This is a genomic window from Pseudoxanthomonas suwonensis (assembly GCF_010093235.1).
Lineage (GTDB): Bacteria > Pseudomonadota > Gammaproteobacteria > Xanthomonadales > Xanthomonadaceae > Pseudoxanthomonas > Pseudoxanthomonas suwonensis.
Genome location: NZ_PDWP01000006.1, coordinates 16,944 through 37,380 on the forward strand (window position 1 = coordinate 16,944; position 20,437 = coordinate 37,380).

Annotated in this window: 16 protein-coding genes and 2 tRNA genes; 4 read left to right on the top strand and 14 right to left on the bottom strand. The window is 69.0% G+C overall.

What is annotated here, in order from left to right; translation table 11 throughout:
• Positions 1 to 21: 21 nt before the first annotated feature.
• The gene (locus CSC68_RS03795; protein WP_162202174.1) at positions 22 to 963 is read right to left on the bottom strand and encodes an AfsR/SARP family transcriptional regulator; all 942 of its coding nucleotides are present in this window, start codon (positions 961 to 963) and stop codon (positions 22 to 24) included.
• A gap of 347 nt (positions 964 to 1,310) precedes the next feature.
• Between CSC68_RS03795 and CSC68_RS03800 the strand changes: the two genes are divergently transcribed.
• Positions 1,311 to 1,664, top strand: coding sequence for a helix-turn-helix domain-containing protein (locus tag CSC68_RS03800; protein ID WP_162202175.1), 354 nt, complete (start codon positions 1,311 to 1,313; stop codon positions 1,662 to 1,664).
• Positions 1,665 to 1,754: 90 nt separating this feature from the next.
• Here the strand turns inward: CSC68_RS03800 and CSC68_RS03805 are convergent.
• Both CSC68_RS03805 and uvrB read right to left on the bottom strand, forming a co-directional pair.
• Positions 1,755 to 1,829: transfer RNA gene (locus tag CSC68_RS03805), tRNA-Val, on the bottom strand.
• An 87-nt stretch (positions 1,830 to 1,916) separates the two neighbouring features.
• Positions 1,917 to 3,944, bottom strand: a complete 2,028-nt coding sequence (uvrB, locus tag CSC68_RS03810) for an excinuclease ABC subunit UvrB (protein ID WP_162202176.1) — start codon at positions 3,942 to 3,944, stop codon at positions 1,917 to 1,919.
• Between the two features lie 333 nt (positions 3,945 to 4,277).
• Between uvrB and CSC68_RS03815 the strand changes: the two genes are divergently transcribed.
• Complete coding sequence (locus CSC68_RS03815) at positions 4,278 to 4,823, top strand: GspH/FimT family pseudopilin (RefSeq protein WP_162202177.1); 546 nt, start codon at positions 4,278 to 4,280, stop codon at positions 4,821 to 4,823.
• A gap of 122 nt (positions 4,824 to 4,945) precedes the next feature.
• Positions 4,946 to 5,022: transfer RNA gene (locus CSC68_RS03820), tRNA-Asn, on the top strand.
• Between the two features lie 179 nt (positions 5,023 to 5,201).
• Here CSC68_RS03820 and CSC68_RS03825 read toward each other — a convergent pair.
• Genes CSC68_RS03825 through CSC68_RS03850 form a run of 6 tightly spaced genes read right to left on the bottom strand, consistent with a single transcriptional unit; the run spans position 5,202 to position 12,611 of the window.
• Positions 5,202 to 5,627, bottom strand: a complete 426-nt coding sequence (locus CSC68_RS03825; RefSeq protein ID WP_281353787.1) for a type IV pilin protein — start codon at positions 5,625 to 5,627, stop codon at positions 5,202 to 5,204.
• Positions 5,617 to 9,834: a pilus assembly protein gene (locus CSC68_RS03830; RefSeq protein ID WP_162202178.1), complete on the bottom strand. Its 4,218-nt coding sequence runs from the start codon at positions 9,832 to 9,834 to the stop codon at positions 5,617 to 5,619. Before CSC68_RS03830 ends, CSC68_RS03825 begins: the two co-directional genes overlap by 11 nt.
• 44 nt (positions 9,835 to 9,878) lie before the next feature.
• Complete coding sequence (locus CSC68_RS03835; protein WP_162202179.1) at positions 9,879 to 10,505, bottom strand: pilus assembly PilX family protein; 627 nt, start codon at positions 10,503 to 10,505, stop codon at positions 9,879 to 9,881.
• Positions 10,502 to 11,497: a PilW family protein gene (locus CSC68_RS03840; RefSeq protein ID WP_162202180.1), complete on the bottom strand. Its 996-nt coding sequence runs from the start codon at positions 11,495 to 11,497 to the stop codon at positions 10,502 to 10,504. Before CSC68_RS03840 ends, CSC68_RS03835 begins: the two co-directional genes overlap by 4 nt.
• Positions 11,494 to 12,048, bottom strand: coding sequence for a type IV pilus modification protein PilV (gene pilV, locus CSC68_RS03845; protein WP_211365682.1), 555 nt, complete (start codon positions 12,046 to 12,048; stop codon positions 11,494 to 11,496). Before pilV ends, CSC68_RS03840 begins: the two co-directional genes overlap by 4 nt.
• A complete protein-coding gene (locus CSC68_RS03850; RefSeq protein WP_162202182.1) occupies positions 12,045 to 12,611 on the bottom strand; it encodes a GspH/FimT family pseudopilin in 567 nt (188 codons plus the stop codon). The genes pilV and CSC68_RS03850 overlap by 4 nt, the downstream gene beginning before the upstream one ends.
• 140 nt (positions 12,612 to 12,751) lie before the next feature.
• Between CSC68_RS03850 and CSC68_RS03855 the strand changes: the two genes are divergently transcribed.
• Positions 12,752 to 13,807, top strand: a complete 1,056-nt coding sequence (locus tag CSC68_RS03855; protein ID WP_162202183.1) for a sensor histidine kinase — start codon at positions 12,752 to 12,754, stop codon at positions 13,805 to 13,807.
• On the opposite strand, the gene ppnN is transcribed toward CSC68_RS03855, so the two are convergent.
• The 5 genes from ppnN to grxD all read right to left on the bottom strand — a co-directional run bounded on the left by ppnN (position 13,789) and on the right by grxD (position 20,428).
• Entirely contained in the window at positions 13,789 to 15,171 is a 1,383-nt protein-coding gene (gene ppnN, locus CSC68_RS03860) for a nucleotide 5'-monophosphate nucleosidase PpnN (RefSeq protein WP_162202184.1), read from the bottom strand. The genes CSC68_RS03855 and ppnN overlap by 19 nt on opposite strands.
• Positions 15,172 to 15,294: 123 nt before the next feature.
• Positions 15,295 to 18,552 (bottom strand): TonB-dependent receptor, encoded by a 3,258-nt coding sequence (locus CSC68_RS03865; RefSeq protein WP_162202185.1) that lies wholly within the window; start codon positions 18,550 to 18,552, stop codon positions 15,295 to 15,297.
• A gap of 207 nt (positions 18,553 to 18,759) precedes the next feature.
• Positions 18,760 to 19,356 carry a YhgN family NAAT transporter gene (locus tag CSC68_RS03870; protein ID WP_162202186.1) on the bottom strand — a complete coding sequence of 199 codons (597 nt, stop codon included), beginning with the start codon at positions 19,354 to 19,356 and terminating at the stop codon, positions 18,760 to 18,762.
• Positions 19,353 to 20,111 carry an SDR family NAD(P)-dependent oxidoreductase gene (locus CSC68_RS03875; RefSeq protein WP_162202187.1) on the bottom strand — a complete coding sequence of 253 codons (759 nt, stop codon included), beginning with the start codon at positions 20,109 to 20,111 and terminating at the stop codon, positions 19,353 to 19,355. Before CSC68_RS03875 ends, CSC68_RS03870 begins: the two co-directional genes overlap by 4 nt.
• Positions 20,108 to 20,428: a Grx4 family monothiol glutaredoxin gene (gene grxD / locus CSC68_RS03880; protein ID WP_162202188.1), complete on the bottom strand. Its 321-nt coding sequence runs from the start codon at positions 20,426 to 20,428 to the stop codon at positions 20,108 to 20,110. Before grxD ends, CSC68_RS03875 begins: the two co-directional genes overlap by 4 nt.
• Positions 20,429 to 20,437: the final 9 nt, after the last annotated feature.

The window sequence follows — 20,437 nt, forward strand, 5'->3', positions numbered from 1 at the left end:
GCCCCCCGCCGCGCCGCGGACTCAGCCGACCAGGCGCAGCCCCAGCTCCAGCTGGGCGTCGGCCGCGGCCAGGTGCTGGCGGGCGATGGCGAGGGTGTCGCGCGGATGCAGCCGGCCGTCCGCGCCTGCCGCGCCGTGCTGGACGGCGACCGGCACCATGGGGACGTCCGCCGCCGCCCCCGTGTACGGCGGCGGATCCAGCGCCAGCGCGTTTTCGGCGATCTGCCGGTACAGCGCGGTGGTTTCGCCCATCGGCGGGATCGCCAGTTCGCGCCGAAGCAGGTCGCGGCAGGCCTCGAACTGGCGCAGCGCCTGCGCCCGCTGGCCATTGAGGACGAACAGCCGCATCAGCTCGCGGTGCACGTCCTCGCGCAGCGGGTCGCAGTCCAGGATCGCCTGGGCATGGCGGATGCCCTCGCCGTACTCACGGCGCACGCTCGCCACCTGGATCAGCCGCCACAGCGCATTGAGGTAGTGGCGGCGGTGCTTCTCCCGCTCGCGCAGCGCCCAGTCCTCGTTGAACTCGAGCAGGATGTCGGACTTGTACAGCGCCACCCCGGCGCGCAGGTCGTCGATCTCGGCCTCGGCCAGCTGCTCGATCGGCCGCGCCAGGCCGGGGCCGATGCGCCGCTCGAACTCCTCCACGTCCAGCCAGACCTCGTCACCGCCGGCCAGGCCGATCGCGCCGCGGCGGTCGCTGGCGATCAGCGCGCCCGCGCCGGGCGGCTGCGCCTGGACCACCCGCCGCAGGCGCCACAGCGCGGTGTTGAACGAACCGGCGGTCATCGACGAGGTGCGCTCCGGCCACAGGGTTCCGAGCAGCTCGGCACGGCTGAAGTAGCGTCCGCGCCCCAACGCCAGGTAGGCAAGCAGGCTGCCGCAGCGGCCCGATACTGCGGTCGCGCCCGCGCCGGAGGCGTCATTGCCGATGCAGAGTGACCCGAACAGCCATATGCACAACATGGTGTCGTCCTCGACGGGCTGCCGCGTCCATCGCGGCGGCGCACCCTCTCCTGACAGCCTGGCCCGTGGCCAGCCGGGGCATGCGCCATTGCCCCTGCACGGACACCCCGCTCTCCAGCGGGTCCCGCGGATCGGCCGACAGACTGCCACCGAAGCGGGCCGCCCGCTCCCGGGCGGCGGTCCAGCCCTGCTTTGCATCGGCGATCCGGACGTGGAATCCTGAGGCGGCAGGGGGCAAGGACAGCGGAACCGCACAACGTAGGCGGGCCGCTGGCGCCACGGGCATGGCGGCCGGGCAGTGCCGGCGGCCTGCGGCCTGCGGCGCGATACTTCGTGGACGGACATCCATGAGTGCACTGTCGATCCGCATCCGCAAGGCCCGGCTTTCGGCCAGGCTCAGCCAGGCCGAGCTGGCGCGGCGCGTGGGCGTAAAGCGCAGCGCCGTGACCCAGTGGGAACACCCCTTCGGAACCACGCCCAACATGCACCACCTGCTGCAGATCGCGGTGGAGGCCGGGGTCAGCGCCGAATGGCTGGCCACCGCACGCGGCGCCATGCATCCGGGGGACGGGCCCCAGGATGCCGAGGCGGGCGAGCACGCCCATGACGAGATCGAGAGCGACCTGCTGATGCGGTTCCGCCGCCTGCCCGCGCAGAAGCGCCGGATCGCGCTGCGGATCCTCGACGCGCTGGCCGGCTGAGGGCCACCGGGAAGCCGGGGCCGGAATGCAAAAAGCCCCGCGTCGGCGGGGCTTTCCGGTCAAGGCCTTGTTTTTCCACCTGCCAGGAGGTGGTGGGCGGTACAGGGTTCGAACCTGTGACCCCTACCATGTCAAGGTAGTGCTCTACCGCTGAGCTAACCGCCCATCTGCCGCTGCCGGACGGCGTTGCCGTCTGCAGGGGCGCGCATTCTACCCTGCCCCGGCGGGATTCCACAACAGGGGGACCCAGGATCAGCCGACCAGGCTGGCCTCCTTGAGCTTGCGGATCTCGTCGCGCAGGCGGGCGGCGTCCTCGAACTCCAGGTCGCGGGCATGCTGGTACATGCGCTGCTCCAGCTCCTGGATCTTCGCCACCGCCTTGGCCGGGTCCAGGGCCGAGTAATCGGCGGCCGGCTCGGCCACCTGGCGCGTCTTGCCCCGTCCCTTGCCCTTGCCCTTGGACTCGCCCGGCTCGGCGCGCGCGCCCTCCATCACGTCCATGATCTGGCGCACGACCTGGCGCGGGACGATCCCGTGTTCGGCGTTGTACTGCTCCTGCTTCTCGCGGCGGCGGTTGGTCTCGTCGATCGCCGCCTGCATCGAGCGGGTGATCGAGTCCGCATAGAGGATCGCCCTGCCGCGCAGGTTGCGCGCGGCGCGGCCGATGGTCTGGATCAGCGAGCCGGACGAACGCAGGAAGCCCTCCTTGTCCGCGTCCAGGATCGCCACCAGCGAGACCTCGGGCATGTCCAGCCCCTCGCGCAGCAGGTTGATGCCGACCAGCACGTCGAACTTGCCCAGGCGCAGGTCGCGGATGATCTCCACGCGCTCGACGGTGTCCACGTCCGAGTGCAGGTAGCGCACCTTGATGTCGTGCTCGGCCAGGTAGTCGGTGAGGTTCTCGGCCATGCGCTTGGTCAGGGTGGTGACCAGCACGCGGTCGCCCATGGCCACGCACTTGTTGATCTCGCCCATCAGGTCGTCGACCTGGGTGGCGACCGGGCGGATCTCCACCTGCGGGTCCACCAGGCCGGTCGGGCGCACCACCAGCTCGACCACCTGGTCGCCGGCCTCGCGCAGCTCGTACGGGCCCGGCGTGGCCGAGACGTAGATCGAACGCGGCGCGCGCGCCTCCCACTCCTCGAACTTCAGCGGGCGGTTGTCCAGCGCCGAAGGAAGCCGGAAGCCGAACTCCACCAGTGTTTCCTTGCGCGAGCGGTCGCCCTTGTACATGGCGCCGATCTGCGGGATGGTCACGTGCGACTCGTCGACCACCAGCAGTGCATCGGCGGGCAGGTAGTCGAACAGGGTCGGCGGCGGCTCGCCAGGCGCCTTGCCGGTCAGGTGCCGCGAGTAGTTCTCGATGCCCGAGCAGAAGCCGACCTCGGCCATCATCTCCAGGTCGAACTGGGTGCGCTGGGCCAGGCGTTGGGCCTCGACCAGCTTGTTCTGGGCGTACAGCTGCTCCAGCCGCTCCTTCAGCTCGATCTTGATGGTCTCGATCGCGGTGAGGACGCGGTCGCGGGTGGTGGCGTAGTGGGTCTTCGGGTAGATGGTGTAGCGCGGGATGCGGCGCAGCACCTCGCCGGTGAGCGGGTCGAACAGCGAGATGTTCTCGACCTCGCCGTCGAACAGCTCGATGCGCACCGCCTCGGCGTCGCTTTCGGCCGGATGCACGTCGACCACCTCGCCGCGCACGCGGAAGGTGCCGCGCTGCAGCTCGTACTCGTTGCGGGTGTACTGCAGCTGGGTCAGGTGGCGCAGCAGCTCGCGCTGGTCGATGCGCTCGCCGCGCGACAGGATCAGGCGCAGCGACAGGTAGTCCTCCGGCGCGCCCAGGCCGTAGATCGCCGAGACGGTGGCCACCACCAGTACGTCGCGCCGCGACAGCAGGGCCTTGGTCGCGGCCAGGCGCATCTGCTCGATATGGTCGTTGATCGAGCTGTCCTTCTCGATGAAGGTGTCGGTCGAGGGGACGTAGGCCTCGGGCTGGTAGTAATCGTAGTAGCTGACGAAGTACTCGACCGCGTTGTTCGGGAAGAAGGCCTTGAACTCGCCGTACAGCTGCGCGGCCAGGGTCTTGTTGTGCGCCATCACCAGGGTCGGCTTCTGCACCTGCTGGACCACGTTGGCGATGGTGTAGGTCTTGCCCGAGCCGGTGACGCCGAGCAGCACCTGCTTCGCCAGTCCGGCCTCGAAGCCTTCGACCAGCTTCTCGATGGCATACGGCTGGTCGCCCGCCGGGGCGTACGGGGAGACCAGTTCGAATCGTTCGCTCATGCGACTGGGGAGCCTTCGGGAGACCTTGCAGTATAGGAGCCGGGCTGTCCCCGGGGCGTGCATCCGCGCCGGCGTGGCGACGGGTTCAGCCCGCGGTTGGCCTCGCAAAGCCGGCGGCGGTGCGACGCCCTTGTCCGCCCGGGGGAGCGCCCTGCCCCCTCCCGGGCGCGATCGCCCGCGCTCCCGGCGGGGCGGGGAACCACGCTGGCGTGCCCGGATTCCGGGCGCCGGCGCTGTTTGGATGAAGTCCTACAGGACACTGCGGAACCTCCCGATTCCGCGGCCCATGGCCAACGGCGATGCTGGGCCGCCCGAGCGGAATGGACTTCGCGCATGCGCATGGATGCGCCGGGCACCTGCCACGGCATCACCCTGGTCGAACTGCTGGCCACGACCGCGATCCTGGCGATCGTGGCGGCGCTGGCCGCGCCCGGCATGAAAGCGCTGCTGGAACGCCAGCGCACGGCCAGTGCGCTGCACGCCCTCACCACCCGGCTGGCGCTGGCCCGCACGGCCGCGATCACCTCGCGCACGCCCGTCACGTTCTGCCCGTCGCGCGGCGACGGCCACTGCACCGGCGGCACCGACTGGAGCTCCGGGTGGCTGGTGTACCGGGATCCGCAACGCCGCAGCCAGCCACGTGGCCCCGGCGACATCCTGCGCAACGAGGTGGCCCCGGTGCATGGCTCGATCCGGATCCTGTCCAGCAGCGGCCGGGTCCGCGTGCGCTACCAGCCCGCCGGCCTGGCCCCGGGCGCGAACCTGACCTTCCGGATCTGCCATGGCGACCGCCTGCACGCCGAAGTGGTGGTCAACAACGGCGGCCGCGCCCGTTCGCGGGAGGCGCCGAAGGGAACACCCTGCATGGCCGGCCCATGAGCCGCACGCGCCGGAAATGCCCGCGCCACGGGGCCTGCGGCGTCCCCGGACGCCTTCGCTTACGGGAAAACGCACCGACCTCTTGCCGGGCAGGAAAGCATCTGTCTACAATACGCGCCCCCGCCCGAATAGCTCAGCCGGTTAGAGCACTTGACTGTTAATCAGGGGGTCGTTGGTTCGAGTCCAACTTCGGGCGCCATATTCCAGGAAGGGTCCGCAGCAATGCGGACCCTTCTTTTTTGCGCCCGCGCCGCGCATGCGCCGGAAACGCAAACGCCGGGCCACGGGGCCCGGCGCTGCGGATTCGGCCTGGCGTAGCGCTTCCCGGCGGTCGCGCCGGGAGGCGCTGCCCTCAGTCGGCGCCCGGGCCTGCCTGCGTCACCAGCAGGCCTGCACGTTGCCGGTGCCGGTGATGCCTTCCTGGCCCTTGGCGTCGAGCGAAAGCGTGCCGCACTTCTCGTCCTTCTGGCGGTCGGTCGGCGTGGCCGTCAGGGTGTAGCTCTTCGGGCCCTCGACGTCGAGCTCGATCGTGTAGAACGCCTCCAGGTCCGGACCGCACTGCGCCGGCTCCGGCGCACTCTCGTACGTCAGGTGGGTCGTGTAGTAGCGCTCCAGGAACTGCGCGCGCTCATGCAGGCAGGCCGCGGCGGCCGAGCGCCGCGACTTGAGGATGTAGTGCTGGTAGCTCGCGTTGGCGATCGTGCCGAGGATCGCGATGATCGCCACCACCATCATCAGCTCGATGAGGGTGAAGCCCTGCGCGCGGGAGCCCCGTGCATGCCGCATGTTCCGGTCAATTGCCATTGTTGATCAGCTCCCTCCAGGAGACTCGCCTCACCGCGGCCTGGGAGCCGCTGGTCTTGTACTTAGCGTAAGTGCCGTCGTCCAGGCTCGTATACATGTACGAGCCGAGGAAGATCGGGTTGTTCGGACCGCTGTCGTAGGCCACGCCCGAGTACGGCGTCGAGGTGTCGCCGTCCTGGTAGTCGCCGCTGTCGCCGACGGTCCCCGACTGGTCGATGTCGAAGAACGCGCCGTTGAGCCGGCCACCGGTGAACGGATCGATCGCCATCGTGAAGCCCTTGCCGCTGGGGGCGCAGGGATCGTTCGAGTCCGGGAAGCGCGTGGTGCCGATCAGGGCCATGCCCTGGAAGAAGTTCGGCACGACCATGCGCTCGCCGCGGGCCGCGACGGTGCCGTCGGCCTCCTCCGGCGACTGCAGGTCGATGTACCAGCCGTTGGTCCCGGCCGCCGCCACCTTCGAGATCACGCGGCCCTTGCTGTCCTCGTAGTCGATGGTCGACTGGTTCAGGCTGTTGTGGGCCACCAGGGTGCCGCGGTCGATGATGCCGTACCAGCTCTGCACCACCGCGTTCGCGCTCACGCTGGTGTCGGCCATGCTCAGGTAGCGGCCGGTACCGAAGAACAGCCAGGTCTCCGGCGGACGGTACGGGTTGCGGGCCACCAGGGGCGCGACGGTGATCGGCTGCCCGGTGCGGGTGGTGAACAGCAGGGTCGTGGAATTGGCATCCAGGTCGAACTTCCAGAGGTTGCCGCGCATGTCGCCGGCGTAAACCGTGTCGAAGTTGCCGTCCGGCTTGCTCGGCACGACGGTGCCATGGTCGTCCCAGACGTTGACCGGGCCCAGTCCGTTGTCGCCCGCCACGCCGGTGCTGCGCGAACCGCGGTTGGCGCCGGTGATCACGTCGAGCATGATCAGGGCCGAGGCGTCGCTGGTGCTGTTGGGGCCGTTGCCCAGGAACACGCGCCAGTCGCCGTCGGCAACCTTGGCGATGATCGGGCGTCCCAGGGCATTGCCGAGCAGGAAGCCGACCTGCGAGTCGGAGCCGGTTTTCTCCCACAGCAGCTTCGGGTTGTCCGGGTCGGTGACGTCCAGGGCGAAGATGGTCTTGCCGCCGCGGCCCATCGTGCCCACCAGGATGGTCTTCCAGGTTTCGCCGTCCTTGACGTCGGCGACGGTCAGCTCGCCGTCCACCGAATAGGCGTGGTCGTACTCCGGATCCCAGTACGGGTAGCGTCCCGACGCCGGATCGTTCTGCTGCAGCACCGCCATCGCCTCGGTGGGCATGAAGGCGAACAGCTCGCGGCCGGCGTTGGCGTTGCCCGAATCCGGCGCCTGGAACGCATGCAGCATGCCGTCGTTGGCGCCCACGTACACCACCGGCTTGCGCGAGGCCTTCTGCGACGCGAACGAAGCATAGCTGGGGTCGTTCGGGTGCAGGTTGGCGTTCGGCCGGCCCACGTAGATGGGGGTCGAATTGATGATGTCGCCCAGCATGCCGCGCCGGTTGCGGAAGGTGCGCAGGCTGTTGTTGGCGGTGGACTGCCGCTCGTGGGTGCGGTCGCCGAGGATGTACTTCAGCTGGTCATCGGTCAGGCCGGAGAACCCGGTCGGCTTGATCACCGAGGGGTTCGCCTGCACCGCACCGGTCCAGCCATTGATGAAGTTGGACAGGCCGCTGGCGCTGCTGGCGTTGGCATAGAGCAGCTTGCGCTGGCTGTAGTGCAGCGTGACCGCGTCGGGGTTGACCTTGGTGTCGCCCGCGGCCTGGCCCAGCCAGTCGGAGGCGTCCCAGCGGTCGGTCAGGGTGCCGGTGTTGACGTCGACGTCGCTGGCGGTCAGGCGTCCGCCCCAGCCGTTGGAGATGTACTTGGCCTGGTAGGTGCGCGAACCCACTTCCAGCTTGGTGCTGTTGCTGGCGAACGAGCTGCCGGAGCCGCTGACGTCGTCGGCGATCTTGCGGAACGCCGCCTCCAGGCCTCGGATCATCGCCTCGCCGTTGTTGGCCAGGTACATGTTGTTGGGCAGGTAGAAGTCGCCCGTGCCGCCCAGTCCGGTCTGCTGCTTGGCGTTCTGGGTGGCCGAGGTCCACACGCTGCGGTTCGTATTGAACCAGGCCGTGCTCTGCCGCTGGGCATTGCCGTTGGCGTCGTACGACTCCTCCGGAATCGCGTAGCCGCCGTACTTGGTCGCCAGGTAGTACTGGTTGGTCCTGGCGCTCTTGAGGTCGTTGAGCTCGACCACGTCCACCCAGTACGTGCTGATCGACTGGCCGCGCTTGCGCTCGGGGTTGGTGCTCAACACCACGTTGGGCACGTCGGAGCGGATGTCGTTGATGTGCGCCCAGTAGGCCAGCGCCGCGGTGTAGTTGCGGTTGGTGTTGTCGCCCTCGGTGTATCCGAGCCATTCGGACACGAAGTTGTTCGAGATGTCGCCGTTGCCGCTGTGGTTGGCGTCCTCGTTGTTGGTGGCCGTGTCGCCGATGCCGAGGAACACGTTGGCCTGGCAGCGGTACAGGATCGGGTCGGCATTGCTGCCGACCGTGGTGTCGGCGGTCCAGCGGGTCACCGCGGAGTTGGCGCCGGTGCCGTACCAGTCCTCGATGACCGGCATGCCGTCGGCATTGCGGTAGCGATCCTGGGCGCTGCCGGTCAGGTTGCTGTAGGCCGACAGGTTGCCCACGCCGCGCATGTAGCGCAGTGCGGTGTAGTACATCTCGCTGAGGTTGTCGTACGCCTTCAGCGTGGCCATGCCGGTGTGGATCTGGCCGAACCGGTTCAGGTAGTTGATGACGCCGCTGTAGCGCACGGTGCAGCGGCTGCCGTCCGGCGGATCGCCGGAGCCGGTGCCGCAGGTGCCGATGCGGGCGCTCGTGGCGGCGGAATCGCTGGTGTCCGGGTCGTTGATGATCACGCCGGTCACCGGATCCCACTCGGGATTGTCGATGTTCGGGATGCGGCCGGTGCGGTCCGGATACGGCTTCTCGGTGCCGGCCAGCTCGGCCGCGGTCACCGGGCCGATCAGCTTCTGGCGCGCGCGCATCACGCCACCGTTGCGGTTCTGGCCGCTCTCGGTCAGGTACGCGAACAGGCTGTAGCGGGTCTTCTTGGCGTTGCCCTGGAGCAGGCCTTCGGGCTTGTAGTAGCTGCCGTAGCGGGTGCACATCGAGCGGGTGTCGAGCACCCCGTCGCAGACCTTCACCCGGATGCTGACCGCGTACACCGCGTCGTTGCCATACGAGTTCGGATCGCGATCGCCGTTCCGGCTCGTGCACCTGGCCTTGGCGGAGCTGTACGAGTAGCCCGAGGGACAGCTGGTCGCGCTGTTGGCCAGCGAATGTACGGACGGGTTGTACGGCACCGCCGAGACGTTGCTGTCGCCCGGCGCGGGCTGGATGCCGCTGGTCACCGGCAGCGCGAGCGCCCTGGGGTCGTTCCAGGACTGCGAATTGCCGAGCGAGATATTGGTGGAGAGCCCGAACCACATCTGGTTGCGCAGGCCACCGATGCGGGCGCGGAAACCGGAGGTCTGCGCGGGCGTCGCCCCCGCGACCAGGGTGTTGTTATTGAGCCTGCGCAGCGGGGTGTAGCCGGTTTCGAAACGGTCCGAATTGCCCTTTTCGAGGTAGGTGACACCCGGCATCTCGCTGGTGGCCTTGGACATGGCCGAGCCGTTGGAACCGATGATCGACACGCTGGGCGGCGTGCCGTCCGCCGGGCGGTGCACGCGGTAGCCACCGGTCAGGGCCAGGCGGAAGGTATCCACCGCCTGCATGGCCGCCCAGTTGAGGAAGTTGCCGCTCCACAGCCGCTGGGTCACCGTGCCGCCGGTCCTGCCGCTGCAGCTGCGGTTGCTGGCCGCGACCACCGGATAGAAATAACGGTTGGCCTCGACCGGGTCGTAGTTGTAGGCGTAGCAGAGCTCGGAATTGAAGTAGCCGGCGTAGGCCGTCGAGGTCGAGTAATTGGCCGAGCCCTCGGCCACGCCGGGGGCGTTGGCGTGGGTCACCACCGTCGGCCATTCGACCGAGGGCAGCAGCACCATGTTGCCGGGGACGCTGTTGGTCACCGTCAGCGGCTTGCGGTCGATCGCCACGCCGGAGAAGGCCGACACCGAGCAGAAGGCGGCGCACAGGCCGACCGCGATCGCGGCGATCCTGCTGGCCCGGCTGGGTGCGGGGCGCGGAGCGGAGGTTGCGGGGTTGTTCATGGCGGTACTCCCTGCGCGGTCGCGCGGCTGGGTCGTCGCATTCATCACTTGGCCACCACGTTGGCCTGCAGGACCACCACCGCGCGTTCGCTGTTGTTCGCGGGGTCGTGGCTGCGGGCGAAGATCCGGTACATGGCTTCCTGGACCACGCCACCGCCACCGCCGCCGTACTGCACGGATCCGGCGCTGGAGCCGAGGCCCAGTTCGTCATGGCTGTCGCGCAGGCCCAGGTACTGGACGTAGTACTGGGGGGCGCCGGCAGAGTTGTTGCCCGCGCCGAGCTGGTCGGTCGCGTTGAACCAGCAGTCGCCGGTCAGGCTGGCGCAGATCGCGCCGCCGCTGAAGGTGCTGGCCGGCATGCCTCCGCACTTGGAGTCGTCGATGTCGGCCAGGCCGCCGCGCGCGGGGTCGTTGCCGCACTTGACGCCGATGACCCAGCCGTTGCCGTTGGCGAGCACGGTGGCGCGGACCTTGTCCTCGGCCTCGCGCAGCGCCGACTCGGCCTGCTGGAAGGCGAGGCTGCGGTCGTACATGTTGGCGCTCATCCGCTCCTCCAGCAGCGTGCCGCGGAGCACGGCCAGGCCCAGCAGGGTCATGACCAGCAGCAGGATGAGGACGACGACGAGGGACGCGCCTTGCTGGCGCCCGGGGAGCTTGATGGCCTTGTTCATAGGACGCGGTTCCGCAGGGCGATGACGTTTTCGACGACGCGGGTCAGCGGCTGGCCGTCGGTGCCGGTGCGCTCGGTTTCCCGGAGCGTCAGCGTCATCCGCACGGCGCGCACGTTGCGCCAGGCGTCGGCGGTGGTCAGCGACGAGGCGCCGACGTAGCCGGCATCGGTCAGGTAACGGAACTGCAGGTTGGACACGCCCTGCACCACTTCCTCGGCGCTGCCGCCGTTGACCTGGCGGTACAGCGAATAGCCGTTGGAGGCATCGCCATCGGGATCGCGCAGGAACCAGCGGACGCCCTGCATCGAGCTGATCGTGGCGAACTTCGGGAACGGATAGGCGGTGGCCGCGCCGGCGCAGGCGCCGGTGTTGGGCATCGGGAAGTAGTCGCAGGCGTTGGCGCCCGCACCGGCGGCGAAGCTGACGGAGCCGGCCGCCGAACTGTCGCCGTTGGCCCGGAACACGCCCAGCACCTTCATGTCGCAGACCATCACCACGTCGCCGCTGGCGAACAGCGGGGTGGCCGGCGTGAACTCCAGGTCGGTGGCGCCGGAGGCGAGCTCGTCGGTGGTCGAGCGGATGTCCTCGCCGGTGCGCAGGACCTGGATGACGTCGGTGCCGGCGACGTGGTCGGGGCCGTCGTTCTCGAAGCCATAGAGCGGGAAGCCCAGGGCCATGAACCAGTCGTCGCCGTCGGGCGTGGCCGCGGCGGCACCGTCGATGATGTTGCCCGGGGTCAGGGTGACGTCGCAGGGGTTGGATCCGGCCTCGCGGATGTCGCGCGAGATCAGCTCGAACGCGATCTGCCCGGACTCCTGCAGCCGGGCCAGGCCCTGGGTGCTGCGGTAGGCCGCCTTGTTGGAGGCGAACACGCCGATCGCGGCGCCGACCACCAGCAGGCCGAGCACCAGCGAGATCATCAGTTCGATCAGGCTCACGCCTGCCTGGCGGGCGCGCGACGCGCCGCGCGGATGGATGCGTTCGATGTTCATAGGGCGCTCACCGTCACGACCTGGCGGGTTTCGCTACCCTCGCCGGTCTCGCTTTCCTCGCCGTCGTCGCTGGCCGTGCCGCGACTGTCGTCCCACTGGATCGTCACCGTGCAGGTGCCGCCCCCGAAGGCGTTGCCCGCGCAGGCGACCTCGGCGCAGGTGGTCTCGTCGTCGATGAGGCCCATCGTGCTTTTCAGCGACATCAGCCAGGCATTGAGTTCGCCCTGGGCGGTCTGGTGGCCTTCCGGAAGGCTGTCGTCCGGGTCTCCGCCTTCGCACTGCATTCCCGCGGTGTTGTAGTAGCCCGCGATCGCGGCGGTGCGGTTGGCGCGCAGGATGTCGAGGACGGCGTAGGACTGCATGACCGCCTGGGTGCGCTCGAGCGAGCTCTGGCCGTTGCGCAGCGCGGTGGCCTGCATGGCGGCGATGCCGAGCAGGCCGATGGCCATGATCAGGATGGAGATCATCACTTCCAGCAGCGTGGCGCCGGCCTGTCGCCGGCGGCCCGCCATCGGCGGCCGCGGCGTGCAGGGCCTGAAGGTCTGGCTCATGGGCATTCCCCCGGGGTGGCGTGGCTCGCGACCACCGTGTTGATGCGGCTGCCGCCGGCCACGTCCACCTGGCGGACGTTCTCGGCGGGCCGCGTGGTCGGCAGGCAGACGGTGAAGGTGGTGGCGAGCAGCGACCCGGTGTCGTCGCGCGCCAGGCCGTCGGGGCGGAAGTTCATCGTGTCGCCGCCGGACACCTCGACCGCTCCCTTCACCGTCGCCACGCGCAGCACTTCCGGATCGGCGCCGGGCAGCATCACGATCCAGCCCGTCCAGTTGCCTTCGCCGTCGGCGCAGCTGGCGCCGTCCTCCCTGCGGCACAGCCGCACGGTGCGGTTGCGGCGCACGGCCTCGGAGCGGGCCAGCTGGATGTCGGCCACCAGGTCGTTGGCCTGCGCCGTAAGGCGGTTGCCGTTGATGACCGCGGTAAAGCTGGGCGTGGCCAGGGATACGAGGATGGCCAGGACGGCCAACGTGACCATCAGTTCCAGCAGCGTAAAGCCCCCCTGCCGTGCGCGCACGCCGGCGCGGCGCTGCCGGCCCAGTGGCCCATGCGATGGATGCATGCCCGGTTTCCCCATATTGGATGCCGTTGCAACTTAGCCGAGCGCGCCGGCCACCTCTACCCGCAACCGACGAGCGGGCCGAACCCCGGAACCAGCGGCGGCGGCTCCCCGGCCGGCGCCGTCCAAGGCATCATGCCGGCATGCCAGGTTCCCGCCCAGCCCCGCCCTCCTCCCCGCTCGACGCACTGTGGCAGGCCCCGGCCATCAGCTGGACGGTCGTCGGCGGCATGGGCGTGGCCGCCGTGCTGGCGATCGCGCAGCCGGGCTGGACCGACCGCTGGGTGTACTTCGGCCTGGCCTGCCTGATCATCCAGTGGACCCTGCTGCTGGCCCTGGGCGGCCTCTACCTGGTAAGGGGCGCCCTCGCCCGCCTGCGGCCGCTCCACGTCGCCGGACTGGCCCTGCTGGCGCTGGTCGCGTCCAGCTCCCTGGTGCACGTGCTGGCCCAGGGGATGGTTTCGGTGATGGTGCCCGGGCCGCTGGCCCCGGGCTGGAGCACGTTGAGGGTGGCGGGACTGACCCTGTGCGTGGGCCTGATGGGCCTGGCGGTGTTCTACAACCACTGGCGCGCCACCCAGCTGGCCGTGCGCGCCAAGCAGGCCCAGCTGGAGTCGCTGCAGGCGCGGATACGCCCGCACTTCCTGTTCAACACCCTCAATACCGGCGTGGCCCTGGTGCGCCAGCGCCCGGGCGAGGCCGAGCGGCTCCTGCTGGACCTGGCCGACCTGTTCCGCGCCGCCCTCGCCGGCCCGCCGACCATCTCCCTGGAGGACGAGCTGGCGCTGGCCCGGCGCTACCTGGAGATCGAGCAGCTGCGCTTCGGGCCGCGGCTGCGGGTGGCCTGGAAGGTGCCGGACCGGTTGCCGGAGGTGCAGATACCGACCCTGTCGGTACAGCCGCTGGTGGAGAACGCGATCCGCCACGGCATCGAGCGTTCGCCCGAGGGCGGCGAGGTGCGGATCGAGGTGGAAGCGGACCACGCCGGCGTCCGCATCGTCATCAGCAACAGCGTGTCTATGCGGGCGGGCCCGCCGACCCGCGGCCACCAGGTCGGGCTGAGCGCGGTGCGGGCGCGGGTGCAGGCGCTGACCGGCAACCGCGGCGGCGTGGAGATCGAGTCCACCCTCGAGCGGCACGTGGCCATCCTGAGCCTGCCGTTCCCGGCAGGCGGTGCGGGTCAGGCCACCACGCGGTAGCAGGGCCGGTACTCGCCGGCGATCTTCATCCGGCGCTGCTCCACGAAGGCGCGCAGCAGGCCGTCCAGCGCCTGCATCATGTCCGGCGCGCCGTGGATCTCGAACGGGCCATGCTGCTCGATCCGGCGCATGCCGTCTTCCTTGACGTTGCCGGCGACGATGCCGGAGAACGCGCGGCGCAGGTCGGCGGCCAGCGCCGACGGCGGACGGCCCGGATGCAGGTCCAGCGCGGCCATCGCCTCATGGGTGGGTGCGAACGGCTGCTGGAATTCCAGCGGGATCGAAAGCCCCCAGTTGAAGTAGAACGAGTCCTTCTGCGCGATGCGCGCCTCGCGCACGCGCTGGATGCCGGCGGTCATCTTCTTCGCCACCTCGGCGGCGTCGCCGATCACGATCTCGTAGCGGGACGTCGCCGCCTCGCCCAGGGTCAGGCGGATGAAACGGTCGATCTGCTCGAAGTACGGCGCGGCCACGGTCGGACCGGTGAAGATCAGCGGGAACGGAACGTGCGCGTTCTCCTCGCGCAGCAGGATGCCCAGCAGGTACAGGATCTCCTCGGCCGTGCCCACGCCGCCGGGGAACACGATGATGCCGTGGGCCATGCGCACGAACGCCTCGAGCCGCTTCTCGATGTCCGGCATGATCACCAGCTCGTTGACGATCGGGTTCGGCGATTCGGCCGCGATGATCCCGGGCTCGGTGATGCCGATGTAGCGCGTCTGCGCCTTGCGCTGCTTGGCGTGGGCGATGGTGGCGCCCTTCATCGGCCCCTTCATCGCGCCCGGGCCGCAGCCGGTGCAGATGTCCAGGCCGCGCAGGCCCAGCTCGTAGCCGACCTGCTTGGTGTAGAGGTACTCGTCGCGCGAGATCGAGTGGCCGCCCCAGCACACGACCAGGTTGGGATCGGCCGGGTGCAGCACGCGGGCGTTGCGCAGCAGGCCGAACACCGCCTCGGTGATGCCCGGGGAGGTCTCGAGGTCCTCCGCGTATTCCGGGCCCAGCTCGATCGCGGTCCAGGCCAGGTCGCGGACCACCGCGAACAGCAGCTCGGCCACGCCGCGGATGATCTGGCCGTCGACGAAGGCCATCGCCGGCGCGTTCTTCAGGTCGATGCGCAGGCCGCGGTCCTGCTGGGTGACCTGGATGTCGAAGTGCGGGTACAGGTCGCGGGCCGCGCGCGGGTCGTCGCTGGCGCTGCCGCTGGTCAGCACCGCCAGGGCGCAGCGCCGCAGGAGCTCGTGCATGCCGCCGCTGGAGGCGTCGCGCAGCCGCGCCACCTCGGTCCGCGACAGCACGTCCAGCCCGCCGCGCGGGTAGATGCGGGCGTCCTGGACCGGGAGGGTGCTGGCGGTGGTGTCGTTCATCGGGGTCCTGCGTGTTCTGGCAAACCGGTCGGCGACTCTAGCGCAGCCCCGGGCGCCGCACCACCGCGCAGAAGGAAACGGCCGGGTCGCCCCGGCCGTTTCGGTCACGCATGCAACGCAGGATCAGAACTTGTAGCGGAAGCCCACCTGCAGCGACCAGCGGGACTCCCAGTCGGTCCACGACTTCGCCGTCACGCCGTTCGGGTTGGAGCTGCTGACCGGGTTCGGGTTGAAGGCATAGATGTACTTGCCGGTGTCCTCGTCAACGCCCTGGAAGCCGACGGCGACGCGGTCGCTGTACGCCGAGTTGTACTGGATGCGGCCCCAGTCCTTGTTGATCAGGTTGCCGATGTTCATCACGTCCAGCCAGATCTCGGACTTGTGGCCCTCGAAGAAGCCCGGCAGTTCCTGGCTGATGCGCAGGTCGAACTGGTTCACCCAGCGGTTGCGCATGCTGTTGCGCTCGACGACGCGGCCCCTGTAGCGCTCCAGGCCGTTGTCGGCCACCCAGTCGAAGAACGCGGCTTCCATGTCGGCGCCGCCGGTGAACAGCACTTCGCCCTCCGCACCCGGGATGTACAGCAGGTCGTTGGTGTAGCCGTCGCCGTTCATGTCGTTGGCAAAGCGCCAGCTGTACGGTGCACCGGCACGGCCTTCGTAGAACACCGAGACGGTGGTCGCGTAGTCGCGGAAGAACGACTTGCGGAACTGCAGGCTGCCGATGACGCGGTCCTTGATCTCGTAGTTCGAGGTCGCGGCCTCGTCGGAGTTCGGATCGAACACCGCCTTGTTGGACCAGTTCGAGATCGCGCGCGAGCTGGTCAGCGGATTGACCTCGGTCGCGTTGGTGTAGGTGTAGTTCAGCGACCAGCCCCAGGTGTCGACCAGCGGCTTGTTCAGGCCGACGGTGAACTGGGTGCTACGGCCATTGTCGGTGTTGGTCAGCAGCAGGACGCCGTCGTTGGCCCAGCCGGTGACGTTCTCGTAGCCCGGGATGGTGTCGGCCAGGTCCTCCACGCCGTCGTTGCTGCCGTTGCGGATGCCGCTCTTGGCGTACGGGTTGTTCCAGTACAGCTTGCGGCCGTCCGGGCCCTCGTCGAAGGACACGTTGCCCAGGTCGAGGCGCTCGTAGTGCAGGCCCTTGTTGACCTTGGTGTACAGGAACTCGGCCGAGGCCACGACGCCGTACCACGGCAGCTCGGTGTCGAACGCCAGGTTGGCCTTCCACACGGACGGCTGCTCGAAGTCCTTGTCCATGAGGTTGACCATCATGCGGTAGCCGCTGCTCGGGTCGGGCCGGCTGGGGTTGTTCGGGTCCATGGAGACCGGCAGCCAGCCGTCGCTGGTGTCGCGGTCGTTGTAGCCGATCAGGCCGAAACCGGTGTTCTGGTAGGAGTTACCCACCCACACGTTGGCCGCCGCGCCCTGGAACAGGCCCAGGCCGCCGCGCAGCTGGGTCGGGCGATCGCTGTCGAAGGTGTAGTTGAAGCCGAAGCGCGGCTGGACCAACACGTCGTCCATCTTGGCGCGGTTGTCGTAGCCGTAGTACTGCTGGACCAGCTGGTTGTGGACCGGCACGTCATCCAGGCTCGGGATGTCGGCGCGCAGGCCGAACAGCAGGGTCAGGTTGTAGTTGACCGCCCAGCTGTCCTGCACGAACAGGCCGGTGTTGGTGTGCACGTAGTTCATCGCCACCGAATCCAGGCCGTTGCCCGGGACCGGAGCGTTCAGGTCGTAGATCGAGTACTGGCCGGTGCGGAACGCGTCCAGTCCGGCGAACACGTAGGTGCCCCAGATGTTCTGCGCGTAGAGGTTGTAGACGTCGTTGCGCTCCCAGTCGAAGCCGAACTTCAGGGTGTGGTCGCCGACGTACCAGGTCGCGGCACCGAAGGCGGTGTCGGTGGTGGTCTGGATCTCGTTGCCGTGGCGGAACTCGTCGGTGCCGAAGTTCAGGTACGGCGGGGTGGTGCCGGTGTTGCCGAAGGTGACGACCATCTGCGGCAGGCGCGCGTACACCGAGCTCAGCGAGTCGTAGGTGCGGCGGCCGACCTTGAACTCGGTGGTCAGGTTCTCGTTCCAGTCGCTGAACAGCTGCACCACCGAGGTCTGCACTTCCTTGGTGATGTCGTACCAGCGGCTGTTCAGGCCCAGCGCCGGGCCGAAGGTGCCGACGCCGTGGCTGTTGTAGTTCATGCTGTTGCTGGAACCGGCCAGGTTCGGCTCGACCTGCTCCAGCTTCGAGAAGCGCGCCGACAGGCGGTGGGCCTCGTTGATGTTCCAGTCGATCTTGGCGGCGTACTCCTCGACCTCGTTCTTGATGGTCGACGGGGACTCCATGCTGCCGATGTCGACGCGGTAGACGTCGCGGGCGATCGCCTGGGCCTCGGCGATCTGCTCCGGGGTGATGTTGACGATGGTGTTGGCGCCGGAACCGACCGGGCCGAACGAGGAGCCGGCGCGATCGCGCTCGAACTTCTCGTAGTTCACGAAGAAGAACAGCTTGTCCTTGATGATCGGGCCGCCGAAGGTGGCGCCGAAGGTCTGCTCCTGCTTGAAGCCGGTGAAGTCGGCGCCCGAGACCGGGTGCTCGCCCCACCAGTCGCCGTCGCGGTAGGCGCCGTACACCGAGCCGTGGAACTCGTTGGTGCCCGACTTGGTCACCGCGTCGATCACCGCGCCGGTGGCACCGGTGATGGTTGTGTCGTAGTTGGAGATGTCGACGTTGATCGCCTCGATGGCGTCCATCGACACCGGCTGGCGCATGGTCGGGAAGTTGTTCGACTCCAGGCCGAAGGTGTCGCTGGTGTTGATGCCGTCGATGCGGATGGCGTTGTAGCGCGGGTTCTGGCCGCCGACGCTGATCTCGCCGCGCGACTTGTCGCTCTGGGCGATGCGCGGATCCAGGCGGACGTAGTCCTGGATGTTGCGGTTGGCCGAGGGCAGCGCCTCGATCTGCTGCTGCGACACGCTGGTGCCGGCGCCCATCTTGTTCGCGCTGAAGATGTCCGAACCGCCGGCCACGCCGACCACGCTGATGGCGCCCAGCTCGGTCACTTCGCCGACCAGCGAGGCATTGACGGTCGCGACCTGGTTCAGGGCCAGGTAGACGCCTTCCTCGGTGCGGGTGCCTTCGCCCGGCTTGGTCACGGTCACGGTGTACGGACCGCCGACGCGCAGGCCGCGGGCGTTGTAGCGGCCGCTGGCATCGGTCACCGCACGGCTGACCGTACCGGATTCCACGTGGACGATGGTGACTTCGGCGCCAGCCACCGGCTGGCCGCTGCTGCCCACGACCACGCCGCCGACGCCGGCGGAGGTGCTCTGGGCGAACGCAGGAGCGGCAGCAAGGGCGGCGACCAGTCCAAGGGTGAGCTTGGACATGCGGAGTCGACGGTGATCGGTCATGGCAAAGGCCTCAGGAGGGTGGCAAAGAAAAGTTTTTCAGCCCGGGCGGCGGGCGGCATTGCAGATCAATGGCTTCCCTGCATACGGCGGCGCAGGGGTTAACAGTAGATTAACATGCTAGTGCGGGTCTGTGACCGGCCGGTTACGGTTTTTATTGCATCGCAGCACGGCTGCGACGCCCACTCAGCCGATCGGCCTTCCCAGGTAGACGGCCACGCCGTCCAGCAGCATCTGCACCGAGATCGCCACCAGCAGCATGCCCATCAGGCGCTCGACCGCGGTCAGCGCGCGCCGGCCCAGCAGCCGGTACAGCAGCGGCGCAGCCAGCAGGATCGCGGCGGTGGCGGCCCAGGCCAGGAACAGGGCCAGGCTCCATTCCCAGAGGCGGTCCGGCTCGCGGCTGCCCATCAGCATTACCGCGGCCATGCCCGACGGGCCGGCCACCAGCGGGATGGCCAGCGGCACGATGAAGGGTTCGCCGTCCGGGATCTCCCCCATCAGCCCTTCCGGGCGCGGGAAGATCATGCGGATGCCGATCAGGAACAGGACGATGCCTCCGGCGATGGACACCGACTCCTGGCGCAGGTGCATCAGTTCCAGCGCGTACTGGCCGCACCACAAGAACAGCATCAGCACGAACAGGGCGATCAGCAGCTCGCGCATGACCACCACGCGCTGGCGCTGCGGGGTCAGCGGCTTGAGCACGCTCAGGAACACCGGGACGTTCCCCAGCGGGTCCAGGATCAGGAACAGCAGCAGTGCGGCGGACATGATGGTCATGCCAGGATTTCCTCAAGGCCGGCAACCACCTGGCCACGGTACGGGGCGCCTTGCGGCGAAAGGAGCATCACGCAGCGGGACGCGTAGTCCCTGGGGTGGCGCAGGTCGGGCACTCGGTCGTCCGCATAGGCGCGGGCGCGCAGCGGCGTGCGCATGGGTCCGGGCTGCAGCGCGCATACGCGCACCGGATCGTTGCCCAGTTCGGTGGCGAGCATCCGCACCAAGGCATGCAGGCCGTGCTGGGCGATGCCGTAGCCGCCCCAGTAGGCCTGCCCCACCCGGGCCAGGTCGTCGACCGCCAGCACCACGGCCGGATCGGGCGCCTGCCGCATCAGCGGCAGGCAGGCCTGCAGCAGCCACCAGGGCGCGGTCAGGTTGACGTGGATCGCGCGGGCGAACTGCGCCGGATCCTGGTGCTCCAGCGGGGTCAGCCCGCGGAATTCGGCGGCGCAGTGCAGGATGCCGTCCAGCCGGCCCAGCTCCGCCTCGATGCGGACGGCCAGCTCGGCATAGTCGTCCGGCGAGGCGCCCTCCAGGTCCAGCGGATACAGCAGCGGCTCGGCCCCGGCCGCGGCAACGGCGTCGTACACGCGGTTCAGGCGGGGCAGCCGGCGGCCGAGCAAGACCCCGGTGGCGCCGGCCTCGGCGCAGGCGGGGGCAGCGACGCTGCCCAGGCCGCCATGGGCGCCGGTCACGAGCACGACACGACCTGCCAGCGGCTTCGGCGCCGCCACGGGAAGACCAACCAGGCTCATTGCGACTGCGCTTCGCTGACCATCCGCTGCAGCTCGCCGGACTCCAGCAGCTCCAGGGTGATCTCGCAGCCGCCGATCAGCTCGCCGTGCAGGAACAGCTGTGGGAAGGTCGGCCAGTTCGAGTAGCGCGGGAGGTTGGCGCGGATCTCCGGCTCCTCCAGCACGTTGATCGTATGGAGGTCCTGGGCGCCGGCGGCCTGCAGGGCCTGCACCGCGCGCGCGGAGTACCCGCACATCGGGAACGCCGGGGTGCCTTTCATGAACAGGACGATCGGCCGGCTCTCGACCTCGGCCTGGATACGATCCATCACCGCCATTGCGAATCT

Coding starts and splice junctions, on each gene's coding strand:
- uvrB (WP_162202176.1), bottom strand. CDS start 3,944: ATGAGCGAACGATTCGAACTGGTCTCCCCGTACGCCCCGGCGGGCGAC.
- CSC68_RS03865 (WP_162202185.1), bottom strand. CDS start 18,552: ATGTCCAAGCTCACCCTTGGACTGGTCGCCGCCCTTGCTGCCGCTCCT.
- CSC68_RS03850 (WP_162202182.1), bottom strand. CDS start 12,611: ATGCATCCATCGCATGGGCCACTGGGCCGGCAGCGCCGCGCCGGCGTG.
- CSC68_RS03840 (WP_162202180.1), bottom strand. CDS start 11,497: ATGAACATCGAACGCATCCATCCGCGCGGCGCGTCGCGCGCCCGCCAG.
- grxD (WP_162202188.1), bottom strand. CDS start 20,428: ATGGCGGTGATGGATCGTATCCAGGCCGAGGTCGAGAGCCGGCCGATC.
- CSC68_RS03830 (WP_162202178.1), bottom strand. CDS start 9,834: ATGAACAACCCCGCAACCTCCGCTCCGCGCCCCGCACCCAGCCGGGCC.
- CSC68_RS03875 (WP_162202187.1), bottom strand. CDS start 20,111: ATGAGCCTGGTTGGTCTTCCCGTGGCGGCGCCGAAGCCGCTGGCAGGT.
- CSC68_RS03815 (WP_162202177.1), top strand. CDS start 4,278: ATGCGCATGGATGCGCCGGGCACCTGCCACGGCATCACCCTGGTCGAA.
- CSC68_RS03855 (WP_162202183.1), top strand. CDS start 12,752: ATGCCAGGTTCCCGCCCAGCCCCGCCCTCCTCCCCGCTCGACGCACTG.
- CSC68_RS03835 (WP_162202179.1), bottom strand. CDS start 10,505: ATGAACAAGGCCATCAAGCTCCCCGGGCGCCAGCAAGGCGCGTCCCTC.
- CSC68_RS03870 (WP_162202186.1), bottom strand. CDS start 19,356: ATGACCATCATGTCCGCCGCACTGCTGCTGTTCCTGATCCTGGACCCG.
- ppnN (WP_162202184.1), bottom strand. CDS start 15,171: ATGAACGACACCACCGCCAGCACCCTCCCGGTCCAGGACGCCCGCATC.
- CSC68_RS03800 (WP_162202175.1), top strand. CDS start 1,311: ATGAGTGCACTGTCGATCCGCATCCGCAAGGCCCGGCTTTCGGCCAGG.
- CSC68_RS03795 (WP_162202174.1), bottom strand. CDS start 963: ATGTTGTGCATATGGCTGTTCGGGTCACTCTGCATCGGCAATGACGCC.
- CSC68_RS03825 (WP_281353787.1), bottom strand. CDS start 5,627: ATGGCAATTGACCGGAACATGCGGCATGCACGGGGCTCCCGCGCGCAG.
- pilV (WP_211365682.1), bottom strand. CDS start 12,048: ATGAGCCAGACCTTCAGGCCCTGCACGCCGCGGCCGCCGATGGCGGGC.